Source organism: Streptosporangium sp. NPDC006013 (assembly GCF_040614275.1).
In the GTDB taxonomy this organism is placed as follows: domain Bacteria; phylum Actinomycetota; class Actinomycetes; order Streptosporangiales; family Streptosporangiaceae; genus Streptosporangium.
In genome coordinates this window covers 1-16,997 of sequence record NZ_JBEXUE010000203.1, presented here as the reverse complement: position 1 = coordinate 16,997, position 16,997 = coordinate 1, and the positions used below count along the sequence as shown (strand labels likewise).

Here is a 16,997-nt window from a genome sequence, read left to right as displayed (position 1 = left end):
GCCGCCGACACGTACTCCTTCTCCCGGAGCGAGAGCACCTGACCACGGACCACCCTGGCCACCGTGGTCCAGCCAATGGCCGCTGAGGAGTGGCCGGGGACGGTCAGGAGGGCTCCGCGGGTGGAGCGAGAAGTCTCTCCACCGAGCCGGCCGCGTGCACGGGGTCGTCGGCACTCTCCTCGCCGTCCGGCGACCACAGAAACAGCCAGCCGTCCCTGACGGGGGTGGCGAAGACGATGGTCTGCCGGCCGCTGTCCGGATGCCATACCCACAACACCGGAGCGGCGCCTCCGAGGGTGCGGCTCACCAGCCCCCGTTGTCGCAGTTCGGCGGCCAGGGAGTCGAGATGGGCTAGGCGTTGCTGCGTGAACGTGTTGGGCACGTCGGGCACCTCGGGTCGTTTCCCCTCAGGATCACCCCAGGTCAGCCTGGTTACAACAGGCTCAGGACAATTCCCGGAAATGTCGCCTCCCGGATGGGTCCGCGCTCCTCGCGGCCACGCTCCCGGGTCTGTGACCGGCCCTGTGCGGAAGAGTCCCGCGGTGGATCACGGTTCCCGGAACACGTGATGCCAACGGGCCGCGATCGAACAGTCGTTCGGCTATATTGAACAGGCCGTCACTCCTGGCGTGCCCTCCCGAAATTGTCGGCGGCACCCCGTAGCTTTCTGGCAACCGATCCAACCCGCGACCCTCCAGGGGGGCTCCCATGGCAGCTAACGACCGCGAGAAGGCGCTCGAGACCGCGCTCGCTCAGATCGAGCGGCAGTTCGGCAAGGGCTCCATCATGCGCTTGGGCGACGAGACCCGGGCGCCCATCGAGGTGGTCCCCACCGGCTCCATCGCGCTCGACGTGGCGCTCGGCATCGGGGGCTTCCCGCGCGGCCGCATCGTCGAGGTCTACGGTCCCGAGTCCTCGGGAAAGACCACGATCGCCCTGCACGCGGTGGCCAACGCCCAGCGTGGCGGCGGCATCGCCGCGTTCATCGACGCCGAGCACGCGCTCGACCCCGAGTACGCCCAGAAGCTGGGCGTCGACACCGACGCGCTGCTCGTCTCCCAGCCGGACACCGGCGAGCAGGCGCTGGAGATCGCCGACATGCTGATCCGGTCCGGCGCCGTCGACCTGCTGGTCATCGACTCGGTCGCGGCCCTGGTGCCCAAGGCCGAGATCGAGGGTGAGATGGGCGACAGCCACGTCGGCCTCCAGGCACGCCTGATGTCCCAGGCGCTGCGCAAGGTCGCGGGCGCGCTCAACAACACCGGCACCACCGCGATCTTCATCAACCAGCTCCGCGAGAAGATCGGCGTCATGTTCGGCTCGCCCGAGACCACGACCGGTGGAAAGGCGCTGAAGTTCTACGCCTCGGTCCGTCTCGACATCCGCCGTATCGAGACGCTGAAGGACGGCACCGAGGCGGTCGGCAACCGCACCCGGGTGAAGGTCGTCAAGAACAAGATGGCCCCGCCCTTCCGGGTGGCCGACTTCGACATCCTCTACGGCGTCGGCATCTCCCGCGAGGGCGGCCTGATCGACATGGGTGTGGAGCACGGCTTCGTCCGCAAGTCCGGAGCCTGGTACACCTACGAGGGCGACCAGCTCGGCCAGGGCAAGGAGAACGCGCGAAACTTCCTCAAGAACCACCCGGACATGGCGAACGAGATCGAGAAGAAGATCAAGGAGAAGCTCGGCGTCGGCCCGCGCGTCGACAGCCCGGCCACCCCGCCGCCCGCCGCTCCGGTGACCGCCGCGTCCGGCCGTGGTTCCGGTCCGGCTCCGGCGGCCGCCGCGTCCGGTCGCGGTTCCAAGGCGGCCACTCCCAAGCCGGGTGACGCCTGATTCGGGCTGAACGATGATGATGGGAGCCGACCTCGGTCCGCCCGGTGAGGTCGGGCCGAGAGACTGGGGTGCCTGGCCCGACGAGCCCCAGGTCGGCTCGCCGGGCAGAAGCGGGCGGGGGCGGGGCGATGGTCTCCCCGCTTCCGAGGGGGAGGCCGCAGGTCCTGCCGGTGGCGAGCCGCGAAGCCGGAAGGGACGTGGCTCCCGGCGTGGTGGGCGACGGTCCGGGGGCGGTTCCCCGGGCGCCCTTCCTGACGGACCGGTCGAGGAATCTCCCGCGAGGAAGGGAGCCGGGGCCGATCCGCAGGCGGTGGCGCGGGCGATCTGCCTGCGGCTGTTGACGATGGCGCCGCGCACCCGAGCTCAGCTCGCGGAGGCGCTGCGCAAGCGTGAGGTGCCCCAGGAGGCGGCGGACGCCGTGCTGGAGCGCTTCTCCGAGGTCGGGCTCATCGACGACGAGGCGTTCGCCGCGGCATGGGTGAGCTCTCGCCATGCCGGGCGGGGGCTTGCCAGAAAGGCCCTTGCCTCCGAGCTCCGGCACCGGGGGGTGGCCGAGGAGACCGTGAAGGACGCGATGGAGCAGCTCGACCCCGAGCAGGAGGCGGAGACCGCCCGTGGCCTCGTGCGGCGCAAGCTCTCCTCGACCCGCGGCCTGGACCCAGCGGTCAGGACCCGCAGGCTGGCCGGCATGCTCGCCCGGAAGGGATACGGCCCTGGCCTGGCGTTTCGCGTTATCCGCGAAGTGCTGGAGGATGATGAGGCAGAAACAGCGCCATTCACGGAAGATTCGGGCTATCCCCTCGACTAGCTCAAAGCAGCCTGACGCCAGGTCTTTGCTTGCTCGTTACCTCTCTGACGCTTAATCTCAACGGCAGTGAGGAGTTACTCCGCGCAGTGCGGATTGTCATAGCGGTGTAATACGGACAAGCAGGCTTGGCGGATGAGGGCGAGAGAGCGGGCCGGCGGGAAAAGCCGGTGAGTGATCCCTCTGGGCTCACTTCTGTCCCGACAGCGCCGTCTCTTGAGCTTTCCGTGCCGTGCGTGTGACCCCTCGTGTGCTTGATATTTGCGACGCGAGGAAGGTGAGGCGCGCATGGATCCGGTCGTGGTCGTCATATTGGCAGTGGCGGTTGTGGCTCTTGTCGTGATGACAGCCGTGCTGGTCGTGTTGCTGCGTCGCATCGGAGGAGCCGGGCCCAGGGGCCTCACCTCGGAGCAGGAGGCCGAGGTCTCGGCCCAGCTGGAGGAGGCCAGGCGTGAGGCCGCCGGTATCCGGGCGAAGGCCCAGGACGACGCCGGAGAGCTCCTGCGCAAATCGGAGTCGGCGGTCGAGGCGGCGGCCGAGATGCGCAAGGAGGTCGAGGCCGAGGGCAAGGTGCTGAAATACGAGCTCAAGGAACTCCGGGCAGACCTCGAACGCAGGGAGAACCGGCTGGCCGAGCGGGAGCAGCGCCTCGACGATGAGGCCAGGCGCCAGGCCGACCGGGCCCGCAAGCTCGCCGAGACGGAGACCGAGCTGGCCGATCGCCGCGAGGATCTCGAACGGGTGGCCGAGGAGCGCAAGGCCATCCTGGAGCGGGTGTCCGGGCTCACCGGCGACCAGGCCAGAACCGAGCTGGTCCGGGAGATCGAGAATCAGGCCAAGCGCGAGGCGGCCCTGATCGTCAGGGAGATCGAGAGCGAGGCACGCAAGGAGGGCGAGAAGCGCGCCACCAAGATCGTTACATTGGCGGTCCAGCGGGTGGCCACCGAGCAGACCGCCGAGTCCGTCGTGAGCGTCCTGCACCTGCCGGGTGACGAGATGAAGGGGCGCATCATCGGCCGCGAGGGCCGTAACATCCGTGCCTTCGAGTCGACCACCGGAGTCAACCTGATCATCGACGACACGCCGGAAGCCGTGTTGCTGTCGTGCTTCGACCCGGTCCGCCGCGAGACCGCGCGGCTGACCCTGGAGAAACTCGTCCTCGACGGCCGCATCCATCCGCAGCGCATCGAGGAGGCCCACGAGCGCAGCAAGGCCGAGGTCCAGGAGCTGTGCGTGCGGGCGGGGGAGGACGCCCTGGTGGAGCTCGCCATCACCGACATGCACCCCGAGCTGGTCACCCTCCTCGGCCAGCTCCGCTACCGCACCTCCTACGGTCAGAACGTGCTCGGCCACCTCATCGAGTCCGCCCACATCGCCGGCATCATGGCGGCCGAGCTGCGGCTCGACACGACGCTGCTCAAGCGCTGCACGCTCCTGCACGACATCGGCAAGGCCCTCACCCACGAGGTCGAGGGCAGCCACGCGCTCATCGGCGCCGAGATCGCCAGGCGGTACGGCGAGCACGAGGACGTGGTCCACGCCATCGAGGCCCACCACAACGAGGTCGAGGTCAAGACCGTCGAGGCCGTCCTCACCCAGGCCGCCGACGCGATCAGCGGCGGCCGTCCGGGCGCCCGCCGAGAGTCGCTGGAGGCCTACGTCAAGCGGCTGGAGCGCCTGGAGGAGATCGCCGCCTCCTATGAGGGGGTCGAGAAGGTCTTCGCCATGCAGGCGGGCCGTGAGATCAGGGTCATGGTCAAGCCGGGCTCGGTCGATGACATCCAGGCTCAGGTGATCGCCCGCGACGTCGCCAAGCAGGTCGAGGAGGAGCTCACCTACCCCGGTCAGATCCGCATCACGGTCGTCCGTGAGTCCCGGGCCACCGAGTTCGCCCGCTGACCGGCCCGGCACTCGAAAGGTCGCCCGCCGGACGGAGACTCGTGCCGGGGGCGGGTGGCCGCAGGTGAGCGTTCAGACGTGGAAGATCTGCTGGTAGAAGGCGAGCTCGGTGGCCAGCGCCGCGCTGCGGGTCTCGGCGCGGCGGAAGCCGTGGGCCTCGCCCTCGAACGTGAGGTAGGTGCAGGGAATGCCACGCTCGGCGAGGGCGTCGACGAAGGCCTGCGACTGCTCAGGGGGGACCACGGGGTCGGAGAGGCCCTGCAGGAGCAGCATCGGGCAGCTCACCCCGGCCACCTGGCCGAGAGGCTCGCGCGAGGCGTACAGAACAGGATCTTCCGGGCCGATCAGCCATTCGATGTAGCGTGACTCGAAGTCGTGGGTGGTCGCGCTGAACGTGGCGAGCGAGCTTATGCCGTAGTAGGAGACGCCCCCGGCGAACGCGTCGGACGTGCAGCAGGCCGCCATGACCGTCCAGCCGCCCGCGCTGCCGCCCCGGATCGCGATCCGCGCCGGGTCGGCCAGTCCCTCCGCGGCCAGCCATTCGGCCGCGGCGATCGAGTCCTCGACGTCGACCACGCCCCACTGGCCGCGCAGCCGCTCGCGGTAGGCGCGGCCGTAGCCGGTGGAACCGCCGTAGTTGACGTCGATCACCCCGATGCCCCTGCTGGTGAAGAACGCCTTCTCCAGGTCGAGCGCTCCGACGCTGTGCCCGGTCGGCCCGCCATGCACGAACACGACGTACGGCGGGGGGCCCTCGCCGCGCGCCGAGGGGTTGGACGGCGGGTAGAGGAACGCGTGCACCTCGCGCCCGAACCGGCTCTCGAACTCCACGGTTCTGGGGAGTGGCAGGTAGGCGGGGTCGGGCAGCTCGTTGATGTCCCTGCGCAGTTCCTGCGCGCCGCCGGTCACCGTGTCGACCCGGACGATCGAGCGGGACAGCGCCGGGCCGTACCCGATACCGACCAGGGCGTGCCCGTCGGTGGCCAGCACCGGATCCCAGCCGTCGTAGGGCACGTCCAGGTCGCTCAGCAGGCCGCTGTCCGGGTCGAAGACGCCCAGCCGCAGACCGCCCAGCCCGTGCAGGACCGCGAGGCTGCCGTCGGCCATCAGCGCGTACGGTGTCGCGCCGAGCTGCCACAGCGGGCCCGCGAACTCCTCCTCCGCCGGGTAGAGCGCCCGGGTCGCGGTGCCGTATATCCCGACCAGATAGAGGTTCCACCAGCCGGACCAGTCGGAGATCGCGTAGAGGTGCCGCTCGTCACGCCACTGCGGGGCGAGCACCGACTCGGAGATGCCCCCCTTGACCTTCCAGGAGGTGCCGTCGGCCAGCCGGCAGACCCGCAGCTCGGTACCGTTCCACGGCATCTGGGGATGGTTCCAGCAGATGAAGGCCAGGTGCTCGCCGTCGGGGGAGACGGTGGGGGAGGCGTAGAAGTCGTGCCCGCTGATCCGCTCGCGGGGCTCGACCTCGCCGGAGAGGGGGATCGACACGATCGACCGGCTCACCTCGCCGTCGTCGTGCCGCTCCCTGACGCACCAGACCTGACCGTCGTGGACGAGGAGGTCCGCGTAGCGCAGGGCGGCGGGCTGCTCGGGCTCGGGTGTGAGCGGCCGGGGCTCGCCATCGGTGGGCAGCAGGTAGAGCCGCTGGTCTGTGAAGTTCGTGAACACCAGGCCCTCGCCGGGCACCACCGCGTACGACCGCCCGCCGTACTCGTGGACCCTGGTCCTCGCGCTCCACGGCGCGCTCAGCAACTCGCGCCGCGTGCCGTCCGCGCTCTGGTGCACGATGGTGGTCCGCCCGCCCTCGGCGGGACGGTCCTCGGTCCACCAGACCTCCTCGCCGAGCACCGTCGGGAACCCGAGGCGCAGCCCGGAGCGGGCGACGTCGGAAGTGGAGATCGGCGAGGGCCAGGTGGCGTACGGCAGGATGGCCTGCTCGGGGGACATGGCGCAATCCTGCCCGATAACCCGCTCCGTGTCGCCGGTATCACGCTCGCGTCACCAGAGATATGCCGTCGGCGGCTGGCGCGAGCCGCAGGATCGGGGGGGAATGAGGGGGGTTGAGGTAGTTGATCCGACCTCTTTCACAGGCCGGATCACCTGCCGCGGAGCACCCGGCCCGACATGGGAGGAGGGCGGCCACCGGACCCGGTGACCGCCCTCGACCGCTGTGGTTTCTACGGCGCCGGATTTCCCGGGCCGCCCTCGACCGCGGTCGGTGAGTCGGGCCGGGCGATCGGCTGCGCCGCCGTCTTCCTGCTGCGACGGCTCCGCACCTCCAGCCAGGTGGCGACGGTGCCCACCATCACGTTGATGATGATGTAGATGATCGCGATGACGATCACCGCAGGAATGATGTTGTTGAAGTTGGAGGGCAGCACGCGCGCCCCCGCGTTCAGCAGGTCCTCGAACGACACGATGAAGCCCAGGGCGGTGTCCTTCAGCAGCACCACCAGCTGCGCGACGATGGCCGGCATCATCACGGTGACAGCCTGCGGCAGCAGGATCATCCGCATCACCTGACCGGGACGCAGGCCGACCGCCAGCGCGGCCTCCCGCTGTCCCCGGGGGATCGACAGGATGCCCGCCCGCACGATCTCCGCCAGCACCGAGCCGTTGTACAGGACCAGGCCGACGACCACCGCGGTGAACGGCGTCACGGTGAGCCCGAAGACCGCGCTCCCGCCGAACATCACCGCGAAGATCATGATCAGCAGCGGGATCGCCCTGAAGAACTCGACCACCGCACCCGCCGCGAGGCGGATCCAGGCCCGTTCCGAGAGCCGGCCGATGCCGAAGACGAAGCCGAACGGCACCGCGATCACGGCGGCGACCGCGGCCGCGCTGAGCGTGTTCAGCAGGCCGGGCAGGATCAGGTTGAGCCACACGTCGCCGCGCAGGAACGGCGTCCACATCTCGGCGCTGAGCTGGTTCTTCTCGTCGAGCTTGGTCACCATCACGTACACCGCGAACAGCGTGGCGGCGATGACCAGCACGGTGAGCACGGTGTTGCGGATCCTGGCCCTGGGGCCGGGAATGTCGTACAGGACGCTGACGCGCTCGGAGCTCTGGGCGCGCCCGCGCGCCGGGCGCCGGGTGCGCTCGGTGGTCACCGCGGTCATCGGACCACCGCCAGACGCTTGGCCAGCCAGCCGAACAGCAGCCCGGTCGGCAGGGTCAGGATCAGGAAGCCCAGCGCGAACCCGGCGAAGATCTGCACGACCGCGTCGCCGTGCGCCTCGAAGAGCGTTTTCATCGTCAGGGACGCCTCTCCGACCCCGATGGCGGCGGCGATCGTGGTGTTCTTGGTCAGCGCGATCAGGATGCTGCCCAGCGGGGCGATCACCGCGCGGAACGCCTGGGGCAGCACGATCAGCCTCAGGTTCTGGCTGAAGGTGAGCCCGATGGCGCGGGCCGCCTCGGCCTGGCCGACCGGCACCGTGTTGATCCCGGCCCTGATCGCCTCACAGACGAACGCCGCGGTGTAGGCGGACAGGCCGATGATGGAGAGCCACATGTAGTTGGTGGACAAACTCGTGGAGAACGAGACGTCCAGGACCAGGCCGAGGCCCAGCCCGCAGAACACGATCACCAGGGTCAGCGGGGTGTTCCGCAGGACGTTCACGTACGTCGTGCCGATTCCGCGCAGCACAGGTAACGGGCTGACCCGCATCCCCGCGAGGATCGTCCCGAGCACGAGCGCCACCAGCCCACTGGCGAGGGTGAGCCGGATCGTCAGCCAGAAAGCGCCCAGAATGACCGGGAATTCATCGAAGAGTGCCTGCACTCGTCCCTCCAGTGGTCACCGGCCGGGGCGTCCGCGCGCCCCGGCCGAGATGTGACCGGTCAGTAGCGATCGACAGCCGGCGGGGTGGTGAAGAACTTCCCGAACTCCCCGAAGTTGGCGTCGACGGCCTTCTTCCAACTGCCGTCCTGGAACATCTTCTCCACCGCCGCGTTGACCTTCTCGCGGGTCTCCTTGTCCTCCAGCTTCAGGCCGATGCCGTACTTCTCCTCGGAGAAGGGCTGGCCGACGAGGCGGAACTTGCCGGGGGACTGGGCGGCGAAGCCGGCCAGGATCGTCGCGTCCGTGGAGATCGCGTCAACCTGCTTGTTCTCCAGCAGCGGCAGGCAGGCGCCGTAGCCCTGCTGCTCGGTGAGGAACTGGCTCTTCCACTCGTCGCCGAACTTCTCGACCAGGCGCGCGGGAGAGGACGAGCCCTGAGCGCCGCAGACCTTCTTGGTCTTGAGGTCCTCGACACTGCTGATCGTGGTGTCGTCCGCCCGGGTCAGGATGTCCTGGCCGGTGACCAGGTACGGGCCGGCGAAGGAGACCTTCTTCTTGCGGTCGTCGGTGATCGAGTAGGTCGCGATCACCGCGTTGACCTGGCCCTGCTGGATGAAGGACTCACGGTTGGCCGAGATGGCCTCCTTGAACTCAATCTTGTCGTCGGCGTAGCCGAGCTCCTTGGCGACATACCTGGCCACGTCGACGTCGAAACCCTTGAAGGAGCCGTCGGGCTGCTTCTGCCCGAGGCCGGGCTGGTCGACCTTGATGCCCACGACGAACTTGTCGCTTCCACTGCCGCCGTCACCGCACGCGGTCAGGCCGGCCATCGCCGCGGCGGCTGCGATCACCACGGCTCCAATACGACGTACACGCATTCTTGCTACCTCGTCTTTCCTCAGGGTTGAACAGAGCCGTCAGTGAGTGAGGATCTTGGAAAGGAAGTCCTTGGCCCGGTCGGTCCGGGCGTTGGTGAAGAACTCCTCGGGGGTGTTCTCCTCCACGATCTGGCCCTCGGCCATGAAGACCACGCGGTCGGCCGCGCGGCGGGCGAAGCCCATCTCGTGGGTGACGACCATCATCGTCATGCCCTCCTGGGCAAGGCTGATCATGACGTCGAGCACCTCCTGGACCATCTCGGGATCCAGCGCCGAGGTCGGCTCGTCGAACAGGATCATCTTCGGGTCCATGGCCAGGGCGCGGGCGATGGCCACGCGCTGCTGCTGGCCTCCGGAGAGCTGTGCGGGGTATTTCGACGCCTGCGCGCCGATGCCCACCCGCTCCAGCAGCTCCATGCCCCGCCGCTCGGCGTCGGCCCTGGCGATGCCGCGGACCTTGATCGGCCCGAGCGTGACGTTCTCCAGGATCGTCTTGTGGGCGAACAGGTTGAAGGACTGGAACACCATTCCCACCTCGGACCTGAGCTTGGCCAGTGCCTTGCCCTCGGCGGCGAGCGGCTGCCCGTCGAAGGTGATGGTCCCCTGGTCGATCGTCTCCAGCCGGTTGATCGTCCGGCAGAGGGTCGACTTGCCGCCCCCCGAGGGGCCGATGACGACGAGGACCTCACCACGAGAGATCGTCAGGTTGATGTCCCGAAGGACGTGCAGGCTGCCGAAGTGCTTGTTGACGCCTTCGAGCACCACCAAAGGAGTCTTGTCCCCGTTCTCCGTCATGGTGGATAACGTAATTCTGTAAAGGGCACCCCGTGCTAACCCTGCGGTACCGATCAGATCACGGCCTGCTTACCTTCTGGTCATCGGCGGACGGTGACGTGCCCGTTACCCTGAGTCGGGCCGATGGCGGGCCGTACCCGAAGGTTCGGCGGAGCGCCTACCCTTGTCGTGAGATGACTGCCACCGTGGAGAGCGCCCGCACGTACGAGGTCCGTACCTATGGGTGCCAGATGAACGTGCACGACTCCGAGCGTCTGTCGGGTCTGCTGGAAGACGCCGGATACGTTCCGGCGGCCCAGGGGGAGACGGCCGACGTGGTCGTGTTCAACACCTGTGCCGTACGGGAGAACGCCGACAACAAGCTCTACGGCAACCTCGGGCACCTGCGCCCCTCGAAGGTCGGCAATCCCGGCATGCAGATCGCCGTGGGCGGCTGCCTGGCGCAGAAGGACCAGGGAGAGATCGTCCGCAGGGCGCCCTGGGTGGACGTGGTGTTCGGCACCCACAACATCGGCTCGCTGCCGGTGCTGCTCGAGCGCGCGCGCGTCCAGCAGGAGGCCCAGGTCGAGATCAAGGAATCCCTGGAGACCTTCCCGAGCACGTTGCCGACCAAGCGCGAGTCCGCCTACGCCGCCTGGGTGTCGGTCTCCGTGGGCTGCAACAACACCTGCACGTTCTGTATCGTGCCCGCCCTGCGCGGCAAGGAGAAGGACCGCCGCCCCGGCGACATCCTCAACGAGGTCCGCACCCTGGTCGACCAGGGCGTGCTGGAGATCACCCTCCTCGGCCAGAACGTCAACACCTACGGTGTGGAGTTCGGAGACAGGCTGGCCTTCGGCAAGCTGCTGCGGGCCTGCGGCGAGATCGAGGGGCTGGAGCGGGTCCGCTTCACCAGCCCGCACCCGGCGGCGTTCACCGACGACGTCATCGCGGCCATGGCCGAGACGCCTAATGTGATGCACCAGCTCCACATGCCGCTGCAGTCGGGCTCCGACCGGGTCCTCAAGGCGATGCGCCGCTCCTACCGGGCCGAGCGCTACCTCGGCATCATCGAGCGGGTCCGCGCCGCCATGCCCGACGCGGCCATCTCCACGGACATCATCGTGGGCTTCCCCGGCGAGACCGAGGAGGACTTCCAGGGCACCCTCGACGTGGTGCGCGAGTCGCGGTTCGCCAATGCCTTCACCTTCCAGTACTCCATCAGGCCGGGCACCCCTGCCGCCACCATGGACCACCAGATCCCCAAGGAGGTCGTGCAGGAGCGCTACGAGCGACTCGTCGCCCTGCAGACCGAGATCTCCTGGGCGGAGAACAAGAAGCAGGTCGGCCGGACCCTCGACGTGCTGGTGGCCGAGGGCGAGGGTCGCAAGGACGAGGCGACCAGGCGCATGTCGGGGCGGGCCCCCGACAACCGCCTGGTGCACTTCACCCCGGGGGCCGAGGTCCCGCGCCCCGGCGACGTGGTGAGCGCCGAGGTCACCTACGCGGCGCCGCACCACCTGGTGGCCGACGGTCCCGCCCTGAGGCTCCGCCGTACCCGCGCGGGCGATGCCTGGGAGGCCCGCCAGGGTGCCCCGGCGGGCTCCGGCTCCGGTGTCATGCTCGGCATGCCCTCGATCGGCCGCCCGGCTCCGCTCCCGGACATCTCGGGCTGCTCCGCCACCTGAGGTCCCGCACGAGGCTTCGGGTACGCCTCCGCTGAGATTTTTTCCGGACGGATCTCCCCGGGACGTCCCTTGCGGAGGTGGCTCTTCCGGGGGGACGTACGCTCATGATCGAATAGTGGGAATCCCCTGCGGGAGCGGGGATTTCGGCGCTGTCACCTTCCCTGCCAGGGCATACGCGGACGATGACATCGTGAGTCCTCTAAGGGACGATATTTCGTGATTCATTTGTGATTGGTGTGTGAGCATTTCCCCACTGTGGTTACTGTGGTTCGGCACCCTTCGGAAACCGAGGAGGTTTCCCCCCGAGAACCGCAGGGAGTTTTCCCCATGCATGTCCCTCCATCTCCGGGCGGTCCCGGAGAAACAGAGATCCTTACCGGTCCCGCCGGTGAGCCCGGCAAACCACGCAGGTCCCGCAGATCCCAGCGGAGAAGCGGCCCGGCCATAGCCGTCTTCTCCGTCCTCGCCGCCGCCCTCCTGGGCGGGGGCGTCGTCTTCGCCGTCGTGAACGGCGGCCAGGACGACCCTGGAGCGCCGCCGCCAAGGGCGCCGGAGAGCGCCCAGGAGGCCGCCCAGAACCCCGAGCCTGACCAGAACGCGCCGCAGGAGGAGAAGCAGAAGCCGGAGAAGGAGTCGAACACCGCCTCCGGCGGCGATGACACCTCCACCGGAGGCGCGGGTACCGACGCGGGCACGGGCACCGACCGGACGGGCCAGAACGAGTCGGGAGCCGATTCGGCCGCAGGGAAACCCGCGGCGGACAAGCCGTCGCAGCAGCAGAGCAGTCCCCAGAAGCCACCGGAGGTTCCGGACGACCCCCGTGCCGACGGCGCCACCGGCTACGTGCACCCCCAGGGCCCGAGCGGCGGCTGACACGGGGCCGACAGCCGTGCCTCCTGCCTCCGCGCGGCTTTCGGTCATGAGCGGGACGCCGGGGCGCGCTGAGCGAATCACCGTGCCCCGGCGCTCTTTCCCGGGGCGGCTCCCCGGGAGGACTCGGTTAGTCTGGCCGGGTGCTTGTCGCCGCGGCCGTGTGCCCGCACCCCCCGCTGCTGCTCCCCGAACTGGCCGGAGCGGCGGCTGTGGAACTCGACGATCTCAGGGCGGCCTGCGCGGCCGCGCTCGGCGCGTTGCGTGATGCCGGAGCCGACACGATCGTGGTGGTCGGCGGCGCGGACCGGACCGTCACGTATGGCGCGGACGCCGCGGGAAGCCTCGCTCCCTGGGGCGTCGACGTGCGAAGCGGCGCGGGGGAGCCCGTCCTGCCACTGTCGCTGTCGGTCGGCCGCTGGCTCCTCGACAGGGAGCACCTGACCGCCTCGGCATTTCATGCGATCTCCTTCGACGCGCCCCCGGCGGAGTGCGCGGCCCTGGGCGAGCGGCTGGCGGCCACGGCCGGTCGCGTGGCGATGCTCGTCATGGCCGACGGCTCGGCCTGCCTCACCGAGAAGTCCCCCGGTTATCTGGACTCGCGTGCCGAGCCGTACAACAGGGCGATCGCCCTGGCGCTGGCCCGCGCCGAGATCCCGCCGCTCGACCCCGGAGAGGCCGCCGAGCTGTGGGTCGCCGGCCGTGCGGCCCTGCAGGTCCTGGGCGGCTGCGGCAGCGCCCTGCGCGGAGAGCTCCTCTATGACGACGCGCCCTACGGCGTCGGCTACTTCGCCGCCCGCTGGACGGAACGGACGGCCCCGCCGACGGACTGACGTGCGAGATGGCAACGAACAGGTAGGCCGCAGTGGTCACGGTGACGGATGGGCGCCGTGCCCGAGGTGACGGGGATGTGAGGTCGATGGTGGGAACCGTGGCGTTCGGGAGTGTCGCGACGCAGTTGGGGGACATGGTCGTCGCGGTGACCGAGGAGGGGGTGGTGAGCGTGGGCTGGGGTGACCCGGCGGCGTTCAGGACCCGCGCGCTTGAGCGGCTGAGGCTGGACGAGGTGGACGATCCAGGCAGGACCGCCGGGGTGCTCGCCGAGCTGGGCGACTATTACGAGGGCAGGCTGAAGGTCTTCGGCGTGCCGGTGGACTGGCGGCTGACCTCGCCGGTGCAGCGCAGGGTGCTCGGCACGCTGTACGAAACGGTGCCGTATGGCAAGACGGTGACCTACGGGGAACTGGCGGCCCGGAGCGGGACGGGCGTTCCGGCGCGGGCCATCGGGTCGATCATGGGAGCCAACCCGATCCCCGTCATCGTGCCGTGCCACCGGGTGGTCGCCGGAAACGGCCTCGGCGGGTTCAGCGGGGGCGAAGGCGTGGAGTCGAAGCGGTGGCTGCTGACCCTGGAAGGCTATCTGCAGCCGACGCTCGACTGGGACTGACCGGGATCGGGATCCGCTCCATCGTGCGGCCGGCGCCTACGGGCCGTAGGCCGGAGGCGTGTCGGGCCGGCCGGTCTGACCGGGATCGGGCGCGGCGCCGCCCTGGCCGGTGCCGGGTGTCGTGCCCGGCTGATCGTCGATCTTGTCAGCCATCTCCCTTGCCTTCTGCGCGGCAGTGCTGATCTGCTGGTCGTGCTTCCCTCCGGTCTTCTCCCTGGCGATCTGCTCCGCCTTGTCGATGCCCTTCTTGACGAGTTCCTCGGTCTTGGCATCGCCGCCCAGCATGTTCTTGACCTTGTCGAAGATGGACATGATGTCCCCCAATCCCGATGCACGGGATGCATCGCCTCTCCCCCATACCCAGCGAGTTGGCAGAATTACCCCGTGCCTCAGCTACCCGTCATAGCCGTCGTCGGCCCGACCGCCGCCGGAAAGTCCGATCTGGCCGTGGATCTCGCCCTCGAACTGGGGGGCGAGGTGATAAACGCCGACTCGATGCAGCTTTACCAAGGTATGGACATCGGGACGGCGAAACTCTCCATGGAGGAGCGGCGGGGGGTTCCCCACCACCTGCTGGACATCTGGGACGTGACCAGAACCGCCAGCGTGGCCGAGTACCAGTCGCTGGTCCGGCCGCTGATCGACGACCTGCGGGCCAAGGAGGTGGTGCCGATCCTGGTGGGCGGGTCCGGGCTGTACGTGCGGGCCGCCCTGGACGACCTGGAGTTCCCCGGTACCGACCCGCGGGTCCGTGCCCTGCTGGAGGCCGAGCTCGACCTGCACGGCCCCGCCCCGCTGTACGAGCGGCTCCGCGAGCGCGACCCCAAGGCGGCCGAGACGATCCTGCCGAGCAACGGCCGCAGGATCGTCCGCGCACTGGAGGTCATCGAGATCTCCGGGCGGCCGTTCTCGGCCACGATGCCGTCGTACGACGCCGTCTACGACAGCGTTCAGCTGGGGGTGGAGGTGCCGAGGGCGGTGCTGGACGCCCGGGTCGAGGCGCGGGTCGAGCGCATGTGGCGGGCCGGGCTGGTGGACGAGGTCAGGGAGCTCGCCGCACATGGGCTCGCCGGAGGCCGCACGGCCAGTCGTGCCCTCGGGTACGCGCAGGTGCTGCGCTTCCTCGGCGGTGAGTGCACCGAGGAGGAGGCGAAGGAGGAGACGGTACGGGCGACGCGCAGGTTCGTCCGCCGTCAGGAGTCGTGGTTCCGTCGCGACCCCCGGGTGATCTGGCTCCCCCAGCAGGAACCCGAGCTGCTGGGACGCGCGCTAGCCGCGATTCGCGGCTGACCGCGCTGACCTTCCCGGCGCTGACCTTCCCGGCCGGGCGGGACCGGGAACCACGCCGAACCGGCCTGACCCGCTCTGACGCGCCGGCCGGCGATCCGGCGGTTCCCCGGCCGATGCGCCGGAGGACGGGCCGTTCCCCGGGGCGACGGGGGCGGACGCGGGCCTGGATAGAGTTGGGGCATGCGATTCGCGAAGGGGCACGGCACCGAGAACGACTTCGTCATCCTTCCCGACCCGGACGGTGAGCTGGAGCTGCCCGCGACACTCGTGGCGGCGCTGTGCGACCGGCGCGCCGGGATCGGCGCGGACGGCGTGCTACGGGTGACGCGGACGAAGCTCAGCCCGGAGGTGTCCGGCCAGGCCGGCGAGGCTGAGTGGTTCATGGACTATCGCAATGCCGACGGCGGCATCGCCGAGATGTGCGGCAACGGGATGCGGGTCTTCGCCCGTTACCTGGTCGACGAGGGGCTCGCCGCGCCAGGGGAGTTCGGCGTCGCGACACGCACGGGGGTCAGGCGCGTACGGCTGGCGGAGACGGGGGACGTGACCGTCGACATGGGCCCGCCCCGGGTGCTGGGGTCGAGCCGCGCGATCGTCGCGGGCCACGAGTACGAAGGCATCCACGTCGACATGGGAAACCCCCACCTGGCCTGCGTCATCGGCGACCCGGTGGCCCAGCTCGACCTGAGCCACCAGCCCGCGTTCGATCCCGAGGTGTTCCCCTCCGGAGTCAACATCGAGCTGCTCAATCCGGTGGGTCCGCGCCGGGTCGTCATGCGGGTCTTCGAGCGCGGTTCCGGTGAGACGCGCTCCTGCGGCACCGGCGCGGTCGCCTCGGCCGTGGCCGCCGCGCGACTGGCCGGTGAGACCAGTGGCACCTGGGCGGTCGAGGTGCTCGGCGGCACCGTCACCGTCACCCTGGACGAGCGGACCAGCTACCTGGCGGGGCCCGCCGTCCTCGTCGCGTCCGGTGAGATCACGCTCTGACCCGCGCGGCACCGTCGCGGGCGCGTCGGGTCCGGTGAGGTCACGCTCCAAGTCGTGCGGGCGGAAGCCGTAACGCCGCCCCTCTGGACCGTGCGGGATCGCCAAGTCGTTTGGGGCATGCTTCCCGACCTGGCAGACTGACGTCTCATGGACGTGGACATCTGGGCCTGGGTGGGCGACACCCAGCGGCAACTGCATGAAGCAGGTAACACCGGTCTGGCTATGGCGATCGGAGATGTGCCCGCGCAGGCGCTGGAAGGCCGATACGCGCAGCTCGACGTGCTCGCGCCCGCGATCGCGCAGCAGGCGGAGAACCTGCAGATGCCCTGGCTGGAGTTCTACGCCCGCTACTGGCATCTGATCGGCCGTATCGGCGACCGCGCGCAGGGGGCGGTCGCGATCGCCGACGCCGAGGCACTGGTCGAGTTCACCAGGCGCGAGGACGTTCGCGAATGCCCGGCCGCGCCCGGTGCCGTCGTGGCGCTGGCCCTCGCCCAGGCGAACGCCGACGGCCCCGGTTACGCCGCCGAGCGGCTGGCCGCGCTCTCGGCACTGGAGGTCGAGCCCGGCTCGCTGGCCTTCGCCTCCGTCGCCGAGCACTATGTCGCGGCGCTTCTCGACGCGGGGCGCGTCGAGCACGTTCCGGGCGTCAAGGCCGTGGCCGCGGTCGTCCCCACCGGCTACGTCTGGGGTTCCTTCACCTCGGACGGCCGGGACGGCGCCGCCTGGA

Annotated in this window: 16 protein-coding genes and 1 pseudogene; 10 read left to right on the top strand and 7 right to left on the bottom strand. The window is 69.6% G+C overall.

Annotation, left to right across the window (positions count from 1 at the left end):
• Positions 1-103: 103 nt before the first annotated feature.
• A complete protein-coding gene (locus ABZ260_RS27575; RefSeq protein ID WP_355623369.1) occupies positions 104-382 on the bottom strand; it encodes a hypothetical protein in 279 nt (92 codons plus the stop codon).
• A 326-nt stretch (positions 383-708) separates the two neighbouring features.
• On the opposite strand from ABZ260_RS27575, the gene recA reads away from it, so the two are divergent.
• The 3 genes from recA to rny all read left to right on the top strand — a co-directional run bounded on the left by recA (position 709) and on the right by rny (position 4,543).
• Positions 709-1,839 (top strand): recombinase RecA, encoded by a 1,131-nt coding sequence (recA, locus tag ABZ260_RS27570; protein ID WP_355549042.1) that lies wholly within the window; start codon positions 709-711, stop codon positions 1,837-1,839.
• A 13-nt stretch (positions 1,840-1,852) separates the two neighbouring features.
• A complete protein-coding gene (gene recX / locus ABZ260_RS27565; RefSeq protein WP_355623367.1) occupies positions 1,853-2,647 on the top strand; it encodes a recombination regulator RecX in 795 nt (264 codons plus the stop codon).
• A 285-nt stretch (positions 2,648-2,932) separates the two neighbouring features.
• Positions 2,933-4,543: a ribonuclease Y gene (gene rny, locus ABZ260_RS27560; protein WP_355623364.1), complete on the top strand. Its 1,611-nt coding sequence runs from the start codon at positions 2,933-2,935 to the stop codon at positions 4,541-4,543.
• Positions 4,544-4,615: 72 nt separating this feature from the next.
• Here rny and ABZ260_RS27555 read toward each other — a convergent pair whose 3' ends face one another.
• From ABZ260_RS27555 to ABZ260_RS27535, 5 genes are all read right to left on the bottom strand, one after another.
• A complete protein-coding gene (locus ABZ260_RS27555; RefSeq protein WP_355623361.1) occupies positions 4,616-6,493 on the bottom strand; it encodes a prolyl oligopeptidase family serine peptidase in 1,878 nt (625 codons plus the stop codon).
• A gap of 230 nt (positions 6,494-6,723) precedes the next feature.
• Positions 6,724-7,668, bottom strand: a complete 945-nt coding sequence (locus tag ABZ260_RS27550; RefSeq protein ID WP_355623358.1) for an amino acid ABC transporter permease — start codon at positions 7,666-7,668, stop codon at positions 6,724-6,726.
• A complete protein-coding gene (locus tag ABZ260_RS27545; RefSeq protein WP_355623355.1) occupies positions 7,665-8,333 on the bottom strand; it encodes an amino acid ABC transporter permease in 669 nt (222 codons plus the stop codon). The genes ABZ260_RS27550 and ABZ260_RS27545 overlap by 4 nt, the downstream gene beginning before the upstream one ends.
• A 59-nt stretch (positions 8,334-8,392) precedes the next feature.
• On the bottom strand, positions 8,393-9,184 hold the full coding sequence (locus ABZ260_RS27540; protein ID WP_355623352.1) for a glutamate ABC transporter substrate-binding protein: 792 nt from the start codon (positions 9,182-9,184) through the stop codon (positions 8,393-8,395).
• Positions 9,185-9,250: 66 nt separating this feature from the next.
• Entirely contained in the window at positions 9,251-10,006 is a 756-nt protein-coding gene (locus tag ABZ260_RS27535; protein ID WP_350913155.1) for an amino acid ABC transporter ATP-binding protein, read from the bottom strand.
• A gap of 173 nt (positions 10,007-10,179) precedes the next feature.
• On the opposite strand from ABZ260_RS27535, the gene miaB reads away from it, so the two are divergent.
• The 4 genes from miaB (at position 10,180) to ABZ260_RS27515 (ending at position 13,990) form a co-directional block, all read left to right on the top strand.
• Entirely contained in the window at positions 10,180-11,673 is a 1,494-nt protein-coding gene (miaB, locus tag ABZ260_RS27530; RefSeq protein ID WP_355623348.1) for a tRNA (N6-isopentenyl adenosine(37)-C2)-methylthiotransferase MiaB, read from the top strand.
• Positions 11,674-12,000: 327 nt separating this feature from the next.
• A complete protein-coding gene (locus tag ABZ260_RS27525; RefSeq protein ID WP_355623345.1) occupies positions 12,001-12,546 on the top strand; it encodes a hypothetical protein in 546 nt (181 codons plus the stop codon).
• Between the two features lie 140 nt (positions 12,547-12,686).
• The gene (locus tag ABZ260_RS27520) at positions 12,687-13,376 is read left to right on the top strand and encodes a hypothetical protein (protein WP_355623342.1); all 690 of its coding nucleotides are present in this window, start codon (positions 12,687-12,689) and stop codon (positions 13,374-13,376) included.
• Positions 13,377-13,474: 98 nt separating this feature from the next.
• Positions 13,475-13,990 carry a methylated-DNA--[protein]-cysteine S-methyltransferase gene (locus tag ABZ260_RS27515; protein ID WP_355623339.1) on the top strand — a complete coding sequence of 172 codons (516 nt, stop codon included), beginning with the start codon at positions 13,475-13,477 and terminating at the stop codon, positions 13,988-13,990.
• Positions 13,991-14,026: 36 nt separating this feature from the next.
• Here the strand turns inward: ABZ260_RS27515 and ABZ260_RS27510 are convergent, their stop codons facing one another.
• Positions 14,027-14,302 carry an antitoxin gene (locus ABZ260_RS27510; RefSeq protein WP_355623336.1) on the bottom strand — a complete coding sequence of 92 codons (276 nt, stop codon included), beginning with the start codon at positions 14,300-14,302 and terminating at the stop codon, positions 14,027-14,029.
• A 72-nt stretch (positions 14,303-14,374) separates the two neighbouring features.
• Here ABZ260_RS27510 and miaA point away from each other — a divergent pair, with 72 nt between their 5' ends.
• The 3 genes and pseudogenes from miaA to ABZ260_RS27495 all read left to right on the top strand — a co-directional run.
• Positions 14,375-15,280: a tRNA (adenosine(37)-N6)-dimethylallyltransferase MiaA gene (miaA, locus tag ABZ260_RS27505; RefSeq protein ID WP_355623333.1), complete on the top strand. Its 906-nt coding sequence runs from the start codon at positions 14,375-14,377 to the stop codon at positions 15,278-15,280.
• A gap of 180 nt (positions 15,281-15,460) precedes the next feature.
• Positions 15,461-16,267, top strand: a complete 807-nt coding sequence (dapF, locus tag ABZ260_RS27500; protein WP_355623330.1) for a diaminopimelate epimerase — start codon at positions 15,461-15,463, stop codon at positions 16,265-16,267.
• Positions 16,268-16,414: 147 nt separating this feature from the next.
• Positions 16,415-16,997: pseudogene (locus ABZ260_RS27495) on the top strand (hypothetical protein); the annotation flags it as partial.

What these genes read in the sequence shown, in the direction of transcription:
- recA (WP_355549042.1), top strand. Translation starts at nt 709, where the DNA reads ATGGCAGCTAACGACCGCGAGAAGGCGCTCGAGACCGCGCTCGCTCAG.
- recX (WP_355623367.1), top strand. Translation starts at nt 1,853, where the DNA reads ATGATGATGGGAGCCGACCTCGGTCCGCCCGGTGAGGTCGGGCCGAGA.
- rny (WP_355623364.1), top strand. Translation starts at nt 2,933, where the DNA reads ATGGATCCGGTCGTGGTCGTCATATTGGCAGTGGCGGTTGTGGCTCTT.
- ABZ260_RS27555 (WP_355623361.1), bottom strand. Translation starts at nt 6,493, where the DNA reads ATGTCCCCCGAGCAGGCCATCCTGCCGTACGCCACCTGGCCCTCGCCG.
- ABZ260_RS27550 (WP_355623358.1), bottom strand. Translation starts at nt 7,668, where the DNA reads ATGACCGCGGTGACCACCGAGCGCACCCGGCGCCCGGCGCGCGGGCGC.
- ABZ260_RS27535 (WP_350913155.1), bottom strand. Translation starts at nt 10,006, where the DNA reads ATGACGGAGAACGGGGACAAGACTCCTTTGGTGGTGCTCGAAGGCGTC.
- miaB (WP_355623348.1), top strand. Translation starts at nt 10,180, where the DNA reads ATGACTGCCACCGTGGAGAGCGCCCGCACGTACGAGGTCCGTACCTAT.
- ABZ260_RS27525 (WP_355623345.1), top strand. Translation starts at nt 12,001, where the DNA reads ATGCATGTCCCTCCATCTCCGGGCGGTCCCGGAGAAACAGAGATCCTT.
- ABZ260_RS27510 (WP_355623336.1), bottom strand. Translation starts at nt 14,302, where the DNA reads ATGTCCATCTTCGACAAGGTCAAGAACATGCTGGGCGGCGATGCCAAG.
- dapF (WP_355623330.1), top strand. Translation starts at nt 15,461, where the DNA reads ATGCGATTCGCGAAGGGGCACGGCACCGAGAACGACTTCGTCATCCTT.